This window comes from Streptomyces sp. NPDC050610, assembly GCF_040654875.1.
Lineage (GTDB): Bacteria > Actinomycetota > Actinomycetes > Streptomycetales > Streptomycetaceae > Streptomyces.
Genome location: NZ_JBFAIV010000003.1, coordinates 1 through 13,741 on the forward strand (window position 1 = coordinate 1; position 13,741 = coordinate 13,741).

At 71.0% G+C, this 13,741-nt stretch carries 10 protein-coding genes; 3 read left to right on the top strand and 7 right to left on the bottom strand.

Features of this window, described 5'->3' with window-relative positions:
• Positions 1 to 138: 138 nt before the first annotated feature.
• Entirely contained in the window at positions 139 to 1,611 is a 1,473-nt protein-coding gene (locus AB0I22_RS04385; RefSeq protein WP_363129109.1) for an amino acid permease, read from the bottom strand.
• Between the two features lie 297 nt (positions 1,612 to 1,908).
• Between AB0I22_RS04385 and AB0I22_RS04390 the strand changes: the two genes are divergently transcribed.
• Positions 1,909 to 2,637 carry a MerR family transcriptional regulator gene (locus AB0I22_RS04390; protein ID WP_363129110.1) on the top strand — a complete coding sequence of 243 codons (729 nt, stop codon included), beginning with the start codon at positions 1,909 to 1,911 and terminating at the stop codon, positions 2,635 to 2,637.
• Positions 2,638 to 3,199: 562 nt separating this feature from the next.
• Positions 3,200 to 4,321: an acyltransferase gene (locus AB0I22_RS04395; RefSeq protein ID WP_363129111.1), complete on the top strand. Its 1,122-nt coding sequence runs from the start codon at positions 3,200 to 3,202 to the stop codon at positions 4,319 to 4,321.
• A 37-nt stretch (positions 4,322 to 4,358) separates the two neighbouring features.
• On the opposite strand, the gene AB0I22_RS04400 is transcribed toward AB0I22_RS04395, so the two are convergent.
• From AB0I22_RS04400 to AB0I22_RS04425, 6 genes are all read right to left on the bottom strand, one after another.
• Positions 4,359 to 5,288, bottom strand: coding sequence for an ADP-ribosylglycohydrolase family protein (locus AB0I22_RS04400; RefSeq protein WP_363129112.1), 930 nt, complete (start codon positions 5,286 to 5,288; stop codon positions 4,359 to 4,361).
• A 57-nt stretch (positions 5,289 to 5,345) separates the two neighbouring features.
• On the bottom strand, positions 5,346 to 7,520 hold the full coding sequence (locus AB0I22_RS04405; RefSeq protein ID WP_363129113.1) for a 3-hydroxyacyl-CoA dehydrogenase NAD-binding domain-containing protein: 2,175 nt from the start codon (positions 7,518 to 7,520) through the stop codon (positions 5,346 to 5,348).
• Positions 7,521 to 7,593: 73 nt separating this feature from the next.
• On the bottom strand, positions 7,594 to 8,808 hold the full coding sequence (locus AB0I22_RS04410) for an acetyl-CoA C-acetyltransferase (protein WP_363129114.1): 1,215 nt from the start codon (positions 8,806 to 8,808) through the stop codon (positions 7,594 to 7,596).
• Between the two features lie 217 nt (positions 8,809 to 9,025).
• On the bottom strand, positions 9,026 to 10,159 hold the full coding sequence (locus tag AB0I22_RS04415; protein WP_363129115.1) for a CaiB/BaiF CoA-transferase family protein: 1,134 nt from the start codon (positions 10,157 to 10,159) through the stop codon (positions 9,026 to 9,028).
• A gap of 165 nt (positions 10,160 to 10,324) precedes the next feature.
• On the bottom strand, positions 10,325 to 11,791 hold the full coding sequence (locus AB0I22_RS04420) for a sialate:H+ symport family MFS transporter (RefSeq protein WP_363129116.1): 1,467 nt from the start codon (positions 11,789 to 11,791) through the stop codon (positions 10,325 to 10,327).
• Positions 11,788 to 12,723 carry a dihydrodipicolinate synthase family protein gene (locus AB0I22_RS04425; RefSeq protein ID WP_363129117.1) on the bottom strand — a complete coding sequence of 312 codons (936 nt, stop codon included), beginning with the start codon at positions 12,721 to 12,723 and terminating at the stop codon, positions 11,788 to 11,790. Before AB0I22_RS04425 ends, AB0I22_RS04420 begins: the two co-directional genes overlap by 4 nt.
• Before the next feature lie 438 nt (positions 12,724 to 13,161).
• Between AB0I22_RS04425 and AB0I22_RS04430 the strand changes: the two genes are divergently transcribed.
• The gene (locus tag AB0I22_RS04430; RefSeq protein ID WP_363129118.1) at positions 13,162 to 13,671 is read left to right on the top strand and encodes a DUF1203 domain-containing protein; all 510 of its coding nucleotides are present in this window, start codon (positions 13,162 to 13,164) and stop codon (positions 13,669 to 13,671) included.
• The last annotated feature ends 70 nt before the right edge of the window (positions 13,672 to 13,741 follow it).

Below are 13,741 nucleotides of genomic sequence, written 5' to 3' on the forward strand. Positions count from 1 at the left end.
CACGGGCCCGTAAATCATGCAGCCCCGTAGGGACCCCACCGCCCCGTACCCGACCCGGCACCGCACCCGGCGCGCAGCACCCACACCCCGCACCCGGCGCGCAGCACCCGCACCCCGGCCGGTGAGGCCGTGCAGCCCTCAGCCGCCGTTCTCGGTCAGGCGCTTGCGCTCGGCGGCCGCCTCGGCGACCCGGCCGCGGGTGGCGAACCAGCCGGCGACCAGGCCGGCGGCGAGGATCGGGATGATCATGACCGTGCGCCGGCCGACGCCGCCGTCGTACCACATGAGCACGATCACGCCGAGCAGGAAGGCGATCGTGACGATGTCGGTGACCGGCGTGCCGGGGAGGCGGAACTTCGGCCGTTCCAGCAGGCCCCGCCGGGCCTGGCGCACGAAGGCCAGGTGGCACAGCATGATCATGCACCAGGCGCTGACGACGCCGAGCGCGGCGATGTTGATGACGATCTCGAACGCGTCTTTCGGCAGCCAGTAGTTGAGCCCGACGCCGAGCACGCCGACGCACGAGGTGAGCAGGATCCCGCCGTACGGCACCTGGTGACGGTTCATCACGCCGGTGAACTTCGGGGCGGAGCCGGACATCGCCATGGAGCGCAGGATGCGACCGGTGGAGTACAGGCCGGAGTTGAGGCTGGACATCGCCGCGGTCAGTACGACCAGGTTCATCACATCGCCGGCGGCCGGCACGCCGACGTTGGACAGGACGGTCACGAACGGGCTCTCGTTGGCGGAGTACCCCTTCCACGGCATCAGGAGCGCGAGCAGCACCACGGAGCCGACGTAGAAGACGCCCACCCGCCACATGATGGAGCGCACGGCCTTGGGCACGATCCGCTTCGGATCATTGGTCTCGCCTGCGGTGACGCCGACCATCTCGACGGCGGAGTAGGCGAAGACGACGCCTTGCAGGACGACCACCACCGGCAGCAGGCCGACCGGGAAGATGCCGCCGTTGTCGCTGATGACGCTGAGGCCCGGGGTGTGTCCGCCGACCTTGTGGCTGGTGGCCAGCAGGAAGATGCCGATGCACATGAACGCGACGAGGGCCGCGACCTTGATGATCGAGAACCAGAATTCCAGCTCACCGAAGATCTTCACCGAGATGAGGTTGACCGCGAGGACGACGGCGAGGGCGATGAGGGCCATCACCCACTGCGGAATGCTGGTGAACAGGGACCAGTAGTGGGTGTAGAGCGCGATGGCGGTGACGTCCGCGATGCCGGTGGTCGACCAGTTGAGGAAGTACATCCACCCGGCGACGTACGCGCCCTTCTCGCCGAGGAATTCACGGGCGTAGCTGACGAAGGAGCCGGAGGACGGGCGGTGCACGACCATTTCGCCCAGGGCGCGCACGACGAAGAAGGCGAACAGGCCGCAGACGGCGTACGCGATGGCCAGCGCGGGTCCGGCGGAGGCGAGCCGGCCGCCGGCGCCGAGGAAGAGGCCGGTGCCTATCGCGCCGCCGATCGCGATCATGTTCACATGGCGGTGCTTGAGCCCTTTGCTGTATCCGGCGTCCCCGGCGTCGACCGGGGGCGCACTTCCCCCGTCCGGAGGTTGTGGCGTGTCGTCCTGGACGGTTTCGGTGCGCACTGTGGTGTCTCGCCTTCGGTCAGGTGATGTCGTGCTGTCACCCGTGCCCCGCGCGTCACACGGGGCGGGTCAGCGGCACACCTTCCCCCTGTAGCCGCGCACCTGTCTGTGTGCTGGATCACACTGCGGCGGGACGCTCACTGGCTTGCGCGCATATGTCGAGAATCGGATGCGCGGAACCTCAAGGGCGGCTCAAGCCCGGGCGGCGCCACGATGACCGCGGCACCCGCTGCCGCCTGCACGCTCTCGGCGCAGGTCTTCTTTCACAACTCTGGTGAGACAGCAATACTGTTCAACATGCATGAGTCCGCGACCGACCTCACCGTCGACGAGCTCGCCGCCCGCGCGGGCGTCACGGTCCGCACCATCCGTTTCTACAGCACGCGCGGACTGCTGCCCCCGCCCGAGATCGGCCCCCGCCGCATCGGCCGCTACGGTCCGGACCACCTCTCCCGGCTGGCGCTCATCGAGGAGTTGCAGCACCAGGGCATGACGCTGGCGGCTATCGAGCGCTATCTGCGGCAGCTGCCGCCCGACCTCAGCGCCCAGGATCTCGCCATCCACCGGGCGCTGGTCGCCACTTGGGCGCCCGACCAGGCGGAGAAGGCGACGCTGCGCCAACTGGAGCGCCGGGTGGGGCGTGAGCTGACCGGGCAGGACCTGGACCGCCTCGCGGCGATGAGCGTGCTGGTGCGGACCGAGGAACCGGACGTCTTCCAGGTCGATCCGGGGCTGCTGCACCTCGGGGTGCGGCTGCTGGACGTACCGATCGCCCTGGAGACGATCCTGGCGGCCCGTACGGTCCTGCTCCAGCACACCCGCTCGACGGCGCGCGAGCTGACGCGGCTCTTCCATGACGAGGTGTGGGGCCCGTACCGGGAGCGGGAGCCGGAGCCGGACGCGGAGCAGGTGGCGGCGATGAAGTCGCTGTCGGCGCATATGCAGCCGCTGGTGGTCCAGGCGCTGGTGACGGCCTTCCAGAGGTCGCTGAAAGAGGAACTCCGCGCGACATACGCGGAGGAGTGAGCGGACGGTCAATACGGCAACGGGAAATCCCCATTCCTGGTCGGCGACTTCGCGGCCCTACGTATGGAAATGACGTGGAGGTTGCACGCATGGAAAACCCTTTGCCGAGTCTTTAAATAGGGCGTCATTCGGTTAATTGCGGATGCGCGATGTAGATTCCTTCACGTGTTGCGCACTATTCTGCAGACAGCACGCGGATCTCGCCGTGTCCGCATGCCATCAGGAAGGAACTTCCGTCGATACGCCGCGCGCGCGGCATTCGCGTCACAAACCTCGGCGCACCCCCGGCCGAAGCCGGATACCGTCCCCATCCCCACCTGCGGGCCGCCGAGTTCTCCTGACGCGCGGCATCGACTCCGGCTTCGGCGAATCGGCCGCGACCGACGGCGCCACGGGAGCGCTCCCGCAACAAGTGGGCGCGGACCTGTGACGCGACGGCCGGTACACCCGTCCTCTTCAGCGCCGGCTGATGACCGCCTGCTTCCCTCTCGCTCCACCTCTGTCGCCACAGCAGCGCGGAGGAACGGCCCGCTCGCGTTCCTCCCTTCCCCCTGGACCACCGATGACCCCGATAACCGACACCGCTCCGAGCAGACCCGTCACGCAGGCGGTCGTGCAGACGCGACTGGATTCGCTCACGGGGCTGCGCTGGTACGCCGCGCTGCTCATCTTCTGCTACCACTTCGCCCACGAGTCGGGTTACACCACCTCGGCGCACCGCGCCGAGATACTGAAGAAGATCACGCTGGGCGGTCCTTCCGCGGTCTCACTGTTCTTCATTCTGTCCGGATTCGTACTGGTCTGGTCGGCACGGATCGGCGACAGACCAGGCAGCTTCTGGAGACGCCGGTTCGCCCGCATCTACCCCAGCCATGCCGTGACGTTCCTCGTGGCCGCGCTGCTGCTGGTATGGGAGGGGAAGCCGCTGATCTCGTCCATCGCCCTGGGAAACCTGAGCCTGACCCAGGCGTGGATACCGAACCGCGCTGACTGGTGGTTCGGCTTCAACGGCGTCTCCTGGTCACTGAGCTGCGAGTTCTTCTTCTACTTCTGCTTCCCGTTCCTGGTCCCGCTGCTCCGCCGCCTCTCCGTCCGCGGCCTGTGGACCACGCTGATCGCCGGCAACCTCGCCGTCATACTGTTCCCGTTCCTGACGAACTTCCTGGAAGGCGCGACGGGCTGGAACTCGAAGTACCTCATCTACATGCTGCCGCCCGTGCGCCTGGTCGAGTTCGCGATCGGCATCGTCCTCGCACTCCTCGTCAAGGGCGGTCACTGGCGCGGCCCCGGAACGGTCGTCAGCCTCGTACTCTCCGGCATAGCCGTCTTCGTACTGTCGCTCGCCGTTCCCTACGTATTCCATTGGAACGCGTGCACCGTGATTCCTTACACCTTCCTTATAGCCGCATTGGCCCGCAACGACGTCAGGGGAAAACGGTCCCTCCTCCGCCACCCCGTCCTGGTGTACCTGGGGGAGGTTTCCTTCGCCTTCTACCTCACTCACGAAATGGTTATATTCGGCCTCAACTACTTCCTGGCCCCCCACCCCCTGTCACCATTCGCCCAGGGCGCCCTGGTCATGGCGATCTCCTTCGTAAGCGCCGTCCTCCTCCACGCCTACGTGGAGAAACCCTGCGTGAAACTCCTCATGGCACGCCGCCGGGCCCGACCACAGCCCGCGTGAACCATGCGGCATGCCGGCGTTGACCCGAGGAGCCGGTTCAGCCCCCGAGACGGTGGGCGAGGCCGAGCAGATCCGGCAGGTGCAGCACCCGCCCCCCGAACCCCGGGAGGGGGACGTGCAGCTGCCGGGTCCAGCGTGCGGGGACAGCGTCCAGTCCGTAGTACGCCCCCGCCAGACCTCCGGTCACCGCGGCGACGGTGTCCGTGTCGCCGCCGAGGTCGATCGCCGCGCGTATCGCGTCCTCGAAAGTGCCGGTGGTGCGCAGAGCCCAGACGGCCGAGCCCAGGCAAGGCCAGACCGCGCCGTTGAACTCGGTCGCGTCGTCGGGGTGCCAGTCGGGAGCGAGGTTCGAGGCGTAGTGCTCGCGGTGGTCGGGGTGAACGAGAGCCAGGGCGTCCGGGAGCGCGGTGAGGGGGTCGGCGCCGTCGAGCGCGACGCGGATGAGTTCGTGGAAGACGGCGGTTCCTTCCCAGGCCGCGCGGTCGCCGTGGGTGAGGGCGGCGATGCGGCGGGCCGCTTCCATGGTGGCCTCTCGGCCGGCCGTCGCGAAGTGGACCGCGGCGGTCGAGGCCCGCATCAGAGAGCCGTTCCCCGCCGCTCGCCGGTTGACCCGGAAATGGGCGGCGGCCGCGAGGTCCCAGGGCTCTCCGTTGGTCAGGACGTCCTCGGTCTGCAGGCCGATGTCCTTCGGTTCGGACGCCGCCCACCGCTGGAAGCGGGTGAAGATGTCCGGCAGGTCCAGCCCGCCCCGCTCCAGCAGTGACTCCGCGACCAGGACGGCCATCTGCGTGTCGTCGGTGGCCTCGCCCGGGTCCCAGCCGCCGCCACCGCTCATCTCGTCGCCGGCGCCGGGCACGGGAAACCGTGCGGAGAACGCTCCTCGGGGGCCGAATTCGAAGGGGCCGCCGAGGGCGTCGCCCACCGCTGAGCCGATGACCGTCCCGGCGGCTCGCTGGATCCGCTGCATGCGCGCAGGCTATCCGTGGCGCTTCGACGGCCCGCCGGTGGACGCGGGCGGGCCGCGCTACTCGTCCGTGAACCGCTCCCCCGCCTCCGCCTTCGCGAGCAGCAGGGCCGGCGGGGCGAAGCGGGCCCCGTACGTCTCCTGGAGTTCGCGGGCGCGGGCTACGAAGCCGGGGAGGCCGCCCTCGTAGCCGTTGATGTACTGGAGTACGCCGCCGGTCCAGCCGGGGAAGCCGATTCCGAGGATGGAGCCGATGTTGGCGTCGGCGACCGAGGTCAGGACGTTCTCCTCCAGGCAGCGGACGGAGTCGAGTGCTTCGGAGAACAGCATCCGCTCCTTCATGTCCTCGAAGGGGATCGGGGCCGCGCCGGGGCGGGCGAAGTGTTCGCGCAGGCCGGGCCAGAGGCCCGTGCGCCTGCCGTCGGCGTAGTCGTAGAAGCCCGCGCCGCCGCTCCGTCCGGGCCGGCCGAACTCGTCCACCATCCGGTCGATGACGGCGTCGGCGGGGTGCTCGGTCCAGGCGCCGCCCGCCTCCTCCACCGCCTGCCGGGTCGCGTCGCGGATCTTGCGGGGCAGGGTGAGGGTCAGCTCGTCCATCAGGGAGAGGACCTTCGCCGGGTAGCCGGCCTGGGCGGCGGCCTGTTCCACCGAGGCGGGGTCGGCGCCTTCGCCGATCATCGCGACGCCCTCGTTGATGAACTGGCCGATGACGCGCGAGGTGAAGAAGCCGCGCGAGTCGCCCACGACGATCGGCGTCTTGCGGATCTGGCGTACCAGGTCGAAGGCGCGTGCCAGCGCCTCGTCCCCGGTCCGGCCGCCCTTGATGATCTCGACGAGCGGCATCTTGTCGACGGGCGAGAAGAAGTGCAGTCCGATGAAGTCGCGCTGCCGCTCGACGCCCTCGGCGAGGTCGGTGATGGGCAGCGTGGAGGTGTTGGAGCACAGCAGCGCGTCGGGCTCGACAATGTGCTGGATCTCCTGGAAGACCTTGTGCTTGAGGGCGGCGTCCTCGAAGACGGCCTCGATGACGGCGTCGCACCCGGCGAGGGCCTGCGGGTCGGCGGTCGGGGTGATGCGGGCGAGGAGCGCGTCGCGCTTCGCCTCGGTCGTACGGCCGCGGGAGAGCGCCTTGGCGAGCAGCTTCTCGGAGTACGCCTTGCCCTTGGCGGCGGCCTCGGGGGTGACGTCCTTCAGTACGACCTCGATGCCGGCGCGGGCGCAGGAGTAGGCGATGCCCGCGCCCATCATCCCGGCGCCCAGCACGGCGACCTTGCGGACGGTGCGCGGTGCCGGTCCGGCCGGGCGGCTGGCGCCGGAGTTGACGGCCTGGAGGTCGAAGAAGAACGCCTGGATCATGTTCTTGGCGGTCTGGCCGGTGACCAGGTCCACGAAGTAGCGGCCCTCGATGGTCTGCGCGGTCTCGAAGTCGACCTGGGAGCCCTCGACGGCGGCGGCGAGGATGTTGCGCGGGGCCGGGTAGGGCGCGCCGCCGGTCTGCTTGCGCAGGTTGGCGGGGAACGCCGGGAGGTTGGCGGCGAAGCGCGGGTTCGCCGGGGTGCCGCCGGGGATCTTGTAGCCCTTGACGTCCCAGGGCTGCTGGGAGTCGGGGTGGGCGGCGATGAAGTCGCGGGCTTTGGCGAGCAGTTCCTCGGGGGTGGCCGCCAGTTCGTGGATCAGCCCGGCGTCCAGCGCGCGCCTGGGCGTGTACTGCGTGCCCTGGAGGAGCACCTTGAGGAGCGCGTCGGCGATGCCGAGGAGCCGTACCGTGCGGGTGACGCCGCCGCCGGCGGGGAGCAGCCCGAGGGTGACCTCGGGCAGGCCGATCTTGGAGCCGGGCGCGTCGAGGGCGACGCGGTGGTGGCAGGCGAGCGCGATCTCGTAACCGCCGCCGAGGGCCGCCCCGTTGATGGCGGCGACGACGGGGACGCCGAGGGTCTCGATGCGGCGCAGGTCGTGCTTGATGCCCATGCTCGTGTCGAACGCCCGCTGCGCCTCGTCGGGCGTGATGGCGATGAGGTCGTGCAGGTCGCCGCCGGCGAAGAAGGTCTTCTTGGCGGAGGTGAAGACGACGCCGCGCACGGTCTCCCGCTCGGCCTCCAGCCGGTCGGCGACGGCGTGCAGGGACGCCTGGAACGCCGCGTTCATGGTGTTGGCGGACTGCGCGGGGTCGTCGAGGGTCAGGGTGACGACGCCGTCGCCGTCCTGCTCCCAGCGGATGGTGCTGCTCTGGCTCATGTCACGGTCTCCGTATGAGGTTCGGGGGGGGCGGGCGGCGGTCAGCGCCGTGCCGGGGGCCGGGCGCCGGCGCTCACAGGCGCTCGATGACGGTGGCGACGCCCATGCCGCCGCCGACGCAGAGCGTGATGAGGCCGTACCGCTTGTCCTGCCGTTCCAGCTCGTCGACGAGCGTGCCGAGGATCATCGCGCCGGTCGCGCCGAGCGGGTGGCCCATGGCGATCGCGCCGCCGTTGACGTTGATCTTGTCGAGCGGCAGCTCCATCTCGCGCGCGAAGCGCAGCACCACGGCCGCGAAGGCTTCGTTGATCTCGACGAGGTCGATGTCGTCGATGGTCAGGCCCGCCTTGGCGAGGGCCTTGCGGGTGGCGGGCGCGGGGCCGGTGAGCATGATGGTGGGCTCGGAGCCGGAGACGGCCGCGGAGACGATACGGGCGCGGGGCGCGAGCCCGTACCGCTCGCCGACCTCGCGGTTGCCGATGGCGACGAGGGCCGCGCCGTCCACGATGCCGGAGGAGTTGCCCGCGTGGTGGACGTGGTCGATCCGCTCGACCCAGTGGTACTTCTGGAGCGCTACGGCGTCGAAGCCGCCCGCGTCGCCGATCGCCGCGAAGGACGGCTTGAGCGCGGCCAGCGACTCGGCGGTGGTGCCCGGCCGGATGTGTTCGTCGCGGTCGAGGACGAGGAGGCCGTTGCGGTCCCGTACGGGCACGACGGAGCGGTCGAACCTGCCGTCCTTCCAGGCCGCCGCGGCACGTTCCTGGGACAGCGCGGCGAAGGAGTCGACGTCGCGCCGGGAGAACCCCCCGACGGTGGCGATGAGGTCGGCGCCGATGCCCTGCGGCACGAAGTCCGTCGCGAAGCCGGTCATGGGGTCCGCGAACCAGGCACCGCCGTCGGAGGCCATCGGGACCCGGGACATCGACTCGACGCCGCCCGCCAGCACCAGGTCCTCCCAGCCGGAACGGACCTTGGCGGCAGCCATGTTGACGGCTTCGAGCCCGGAGGCACAGAAGCGGTTCTCCTGTACGCCCGCGACGGTGTCGGGCAGCCCGGCGGCGACGGCGGCGATCCGGGCGATGTCGGACCCCTGGTCGCCGACCGGGCTGACGACGCCGAGCACGATGTCGTCGACGGCGGCCGGGTCGAGGCCGGGGAAGCGGCGGCGCAGCTCGTGGATGAGGCCGACGACGAGGTCGATGGGCTTGGTGCCGTGCAGCGCGCCATTGGCCTTGCCGCGGCCGCGCGGGGTGCGGATCGCGTCGTATACGTACGCTTCGGTGCTCAAGGTCTCGGGCCTTTCGGGAGGGATGGGGATCAGGGGGCTCGGGACGGCTCAGGGTTCCAGAGGATTCGGGAGACGGGAGAGCTCGGGAGAGCCTCGGACGGACGGGGACCGGCCGACGGTGTCCTTCACGGTCCCGGTGGTGCCGCCGTCATGGTCCCGGTGGTGCCGCCGTCGATCGTCTGAATCCGGCCGTCGGTGCTCACCCTCCCCCAGTCGTTCAAGGCCGGTCGAGGTCCGGCAGGTCCCAGTCGCGCGCCACGTCGGCGGTGTCCGCGCCGGGCCGGGACGGCGGCCTGCGTACGGCGCCGGGCGTGGCCGAGAAGCGCGGGGCGGGCGCGGGCTGGGTGATGCCGCCGTGGTCCACGAAGGTGCCGCGGGCCGCGAGGTGCGGGTGGGCGGGGGCCTCGCGCAGCGAGAGCACCGGGGCGACGCACGCGTCCGAGCCGGCGAACACGGCGGTCCACTCCGCGCGCGTACGGGCTCTGAACCGGTCGGCGACGGCGGTGCGCAGCTCGGCCCAGCGGGCGGGGTCGTCGCGGGCGGGCGCCTGGTCGGCGATGCCGAGGAGCTCCGTGAACTCGGCGTAGAAGCGCTTCTCCAGCGCGCCGACCGCCATGTATCCGCCGTCGGCGGTCTCGTACGTGCCGTAGAACGGCGCTCCCCCGTCCAGCAGGTTGGCGCCGCGTCGGTCCTGCCAGCCGCCGGCCGCCAGCATGCCGTGGATCATCGCGGTGAGGTGCGCGGTGCCGTCGACGATGGCGGCGTCGACGACCTGGCCCTCCCCGGTGGTGCGGGCGTGCTGGAGGGCCGCGAGCACGCCGATGACGAGGTAGAGGGAGCCGCCCGCGTAGTCCCCGACGAGGTTGGCGGGGACGGCCGGGGGGCCGTCGGCGGGGCCGATCATGCCGAGGGCGCCGGTGATGGCGATATAGCCGATGTCGTGTCCGGCGGTTTCGGAGAGGGGGCCCTGCTGGCCCCAGCCGGTCATCCGGCCGTAGACGAGCCGGGGGTTGCGGGCGAGGCAGTCCTGGGGGCCGACGCCGAGCCGTTCGGCGACGCCTGGCCGGTAGCCCTCGATGAACACGTCGGCGCGCTCGGCGAGTTCGAGGGCGGCCCGGACGCCGGCCGCCGTCTTGAGGTCGAGGATCACGGAGCGCTTGTTGCGGTTGGTGATGTCGTACGCCGGGTCGATGGCCAGGCCGGCGCCGTCGGGGCGGTCGACGCGCACGACGTCGGCGCCGAGGTCGGCGAGGAGCATGGCGGCGAACGGGCCCGGCCCGATTCCGGCGAGCTCGACCACTCGCACTCCGGCGAGCGGACCGGCGAACGGGCCGCTGTGTGTCGCTGTCATCCAGCCCCCAGCCATATGACACAACTGCTGTAACACTTGCGATGTTAAGAACGCGTTCCACTTTCCACAAGCCCCGGCCACCGCGCGTACGGCGAAATCCCGCCGCCGGTTGCGGCCTTGGCCGACTCCCGCGACACCTGCCTGGTCAGCCCGGCGAACGCCCCGTCAGCCCGCGTCCGGCTCCAGCCCGCCGCCCGCCGGAGCCCGCGGCGCGTCGGGCACCAGGTGGTCCTGGCCGCCCGCCCGGTCCGTGAGCCGGGCCAGCCGGCTCGGCACCCCGAAGCCGACCAGCACGATCACCACTAGGGTCAGCCCGAAGGTGAGCACGGCGAGCGCCCGGCCCAGTTCCATGCCCTGCGCCAGCCGAGCGCCGAGCACCGGCGCGACCGCGCCGCCCAGCGCGCCCGTGTTGTAGACGAAGCCGAGCGACGCGGCCCGGCTCTCGGTCGGGAAGTGTCCCGCGATGTACTTCGGCAGAATCCCGGAGATGCCCTGACTCAGCGCCAGCAGGCAGAACAGCAGCACCCCGAGCCCCACCAGGCTGCCCCGCACCGCGAAGACGGGGAAGACGAAGACCAGCGAGGCGAGCAGCGTGCAGGCGTACGCGCGCCGGGTGCCGATCCAGTCCCCGACGAAGCCCGCGAGGACACACCCGGCCATCGTGCCGAAACCGGCATAGAACATCACGTCGGCGACCTGCCCGGGCCGGTAGCCCAGTTCCGTCTTCAAGTAGGTCGGCAGCAGCGCCTGGATGGGCCAGCTGTAGAGGAAGGCGCAGAACACAGTGATCATCAAAGACACGTACAGAATCCAGCGCCGACGGCCGCCGAGCTGCGCGCCGAAGGCCAGCAGGGAACCGGCCGCGACCACCGCCAGCCAGGGCACCAGCCCCGCGCCGACGGGCGTGAAGACGCAGAACAGCGATCCCCCGGCGGCGGCCGTCAACGCGAGGTTGAGCGCGGTGCGGCGGCGGCCGGTGAACAGCGCGCCGAACGGATTGGGCCGCGCCGCACCCGCCGCCGCCCGCTCCCCCACCCGCGCGTGCCACTCCGCGGCCTCCGGCAGCGCGCGCCGCAGCCAGAGCGCGAGGAACACCGGCAGCACGCCGATCCAGAACATCCAGCGCCAGCCCCAGTTCGGCACCACCCACTGGTACAGCTCGGCGGCCAGCACCGAGCCCGCCGAGAAGCCGGAGATCAGAAAGCCGGAGGCGCGGTGGCGCAGCCGGACGGGCCAGCTTTCCAGGACGTACGTGGCGGAGGCGCTGTACTCCCCCGCCATGCCCATCCCGATCAGCAGCCGCGCCATGAACAGGCTGCTGTACCCCCACGCGAAGCCGCAGGCGAAGGTGCCGAGGGAGTAGAGCAGAATGCTGGCGATCATGGCGGGTTTTCGTCCGTAGCGGTCGCCCAGCGCACCGAGCAGCGCCCCGCCGAGCCAGCGGGTGATGAAGGCCCCGGAGACGAGGCTCGCGGCCTCGACGCCGGAGAGCCCGAACTCGTCGGCGATCTCGGTGAGCACGAGGGTGATCAGGACGAAGTCGAACCCGTCGAGCAGATAGCCCGTCCAGGCCGCGGCCAGGGACTTCCACTGGGCCCCGGACACCTCGCGGTACCAGGGCCGCGCCCTCACGACAGGCCGCCCTCGTCGAGGAGTTGGCGCACGGACTTGACGGCGGAGGCCGGCAGCGGGATCTGCGGCGCGGCGGTGAGCGGGCAGTCGATGACGCCGAGCAGATGCAACGCGGCCTTGAACGCGCCGAGCCCGGCGGAGCTGCCGCCCATCAGCGCCGGATCGCCCGCGTCGGTGATGGCGAACAGGGCGGTGAGCCGGTCCTGTTCGGCGGCGGCCTCGCTCCACCGGCCGGCGCGGGCCTGCCGGTAGAGCCGTACGTAACCGGCCGGATCGACGTTGCCCAGCCCCGGTACGGCCCCGTCGGCGCCCGCCAACAGGGCCCCGTCGACGGTGGTTTCGGAGCCCGTGAGGACGGAGAAGCGGCCGCGCAGACCTCGGCGGCCCGCCTCGACGAGGAAGCGGCGCAGCGCCCCGTCGTCACCGCTGCTGTCCTTCAGACCGGCGAGGGTGGAGTCCTCGGCGAGCGGCAGGAGCGTCGCGGCGGTGAGTTTGGTGTGCACGGCGGCGGGGTTGTCGTAGGCGAAGAGCGGCAGGTCGACGCTGTCACGGAGGCGTCGGAAGTGGCCGGAGATCTCGGCGGGGTGCGTACGGGTGAAGAAGGGTGCGGTGGCGACGATCCCGTCCGCGCCGAGGCCGGCCGCGGCGCGGGCCTGGTCGATGACGCGGGCGGTGGTCATGTCGACGGCCCCGGCCAATACGGGCACCCGGCCGTCGACCGCCGCGACGACGGTGGCGAGTGCGGTGCGGCGCTGCGCGTCGCTCAGATAGGCGGTCTCCCCGCTGGAGCCCAGCGCGAAGACGGCGTCCACTCCGGCGCCGACGGTCCGGTCGACCAGGGCGGCGAGGGACGCGGTGTCGATGTCGCCGGCCGGGGTCAGAGGGGTGCAGAGCGGAGGGACGATGCCGGACAGGGGGGTGGGGAGGCGCATCGCGAGGTCCAGCTTTCCGGTGGGAGGCGGGGGCGTTGGAAAACGGCGGCGGATATGGAGCAGCGGGATTCGGGGAGGGGCGGGGATTCGGGGGACGGTGAAATTCGGAGGGATCGGAATCAGGACCGGGGATCGGCATCGGCATCGGCATCGACATCGGCATCGGCATCGGCATCGGCATCGGCATCGGCATCGGAGGATGTGGAGGGGTGGGGGATACGGGGCGGCGGAATTCAGGGGTGGTGGATGAGTTCCGTAATACCGCCATTTCAGGGACATGGGACGTCCTACCTCTGAGGCTGAATCTGACCCAGGGCCGGTCTACTGTCAAGGTTTTCGGTGCGGCGTCGGCGCGCCTTCGAGCACTTCGCCGAAGGCTCCAGGACTCCGGCCGATATCCGCCGGCGCTCGCGCGAACCCGTACGCAGCATGGGCGGCATGAGCGATCAGTACGAGATACGGGCCATCGACCCGCACACCCTCAAGGAGCTCCGCGTCCGCGACGACGCGGGCAACGCGCCGCGACCCGTCACCGAGGACGGCGAGGGCGGCAACCCGCTGCGCTGCTGCCTGGGCCGCAGCGAGCCCGGCGAGAGCCTGGCGCTGGTGTCGTACGCGCCGCTGCGGCGCTGGGCGCACGAGACGGCCGCCGAGCCCGGCCCGTACAACGAGGTCGGCCCGGTCTTCATCCACCCCGGCGACTGCGGGGGCTGGGCGGGCGACGCCTTCCCCGACACCATGCGCGGCACCCGCCGCGTCCTGCGCGCCTACACCGCGGAGGGCTCCATCCTGGGCGGCCGCCTCATCGACGGCGAGAGCGCCGGAGCCGACGCCGGCCTGACGATCGAGCGCGGCCTGGCCGAACTGTACGAGAACCCGCTGGTGGCGGCCGTGCACGTACGGGCGGTGGAGTTCGGCTGCTTCTTGGTGGAGACGCGCCGCGCCTGATTCCTCGTGGAGCTGCGCCGTGTCTGGTCCCTGGTGGAGACGCGCCGCGCCTGACCCCCGGTGGAGACGC

What these genes read in the sequence shown, in the direction of transcription:
- AB0I22_RS04395 (WP_363129111.1), top strand. Translation starts at nt 3,200, where the DNA reads ATGACCCCGATAACCGACACCGCTCCGAGCAGACCCGTCACGCAGGCG.
- AB0I22_RS04405 (WP_363129113.1), bottom strand. Translation starts at nt 7,520, where the DNA reads ATGAGCCAGAGCAGCACCATCCGCTGGGAGCAGGACGGCGACGGCGTC.
- AB0I22_RS04430 (WP_363129118.1), top strand. Translation starts at nt 13,162, where the DNA reads ATGAGCGATCAGTACGAGATACGGGCCATCGACCCGCACACCCTCAAG.
- AB0I22_RS04425 (WP_363129117.1), bottom strand. Translation starts at nt 12,723, where the DNA reads ATGCGCCTCCCCACCCCCCTGTCCGGCATCGTCCCTCCGCTCTGCACC.
- AB0I22_RS04390 (WP_363129110.1), top strand. Translation starts at nt 1,909, where the DNA reads ATGCATGAGTCCGCGACCGACCTCACCGTCGACGAGCTCGCCGCCCGC.
- AB0I22_RS04415 (WP_363129115.1), bottom strand. Translation starts at nt 10,159, where the DNA reads ATGACAGCGACACACAGCGGCCCGTTCGCCGGTCCGCTCGCCGGAGTG.
- AB0I22_RS04400 (WP_363129112.1), bottom strand. Translation starts at nt 5,288, where the DNA reads ATGCAGCGGATCCAGCGAGCCGCCGGGACGGTCATCGGCTCAGCGGTG.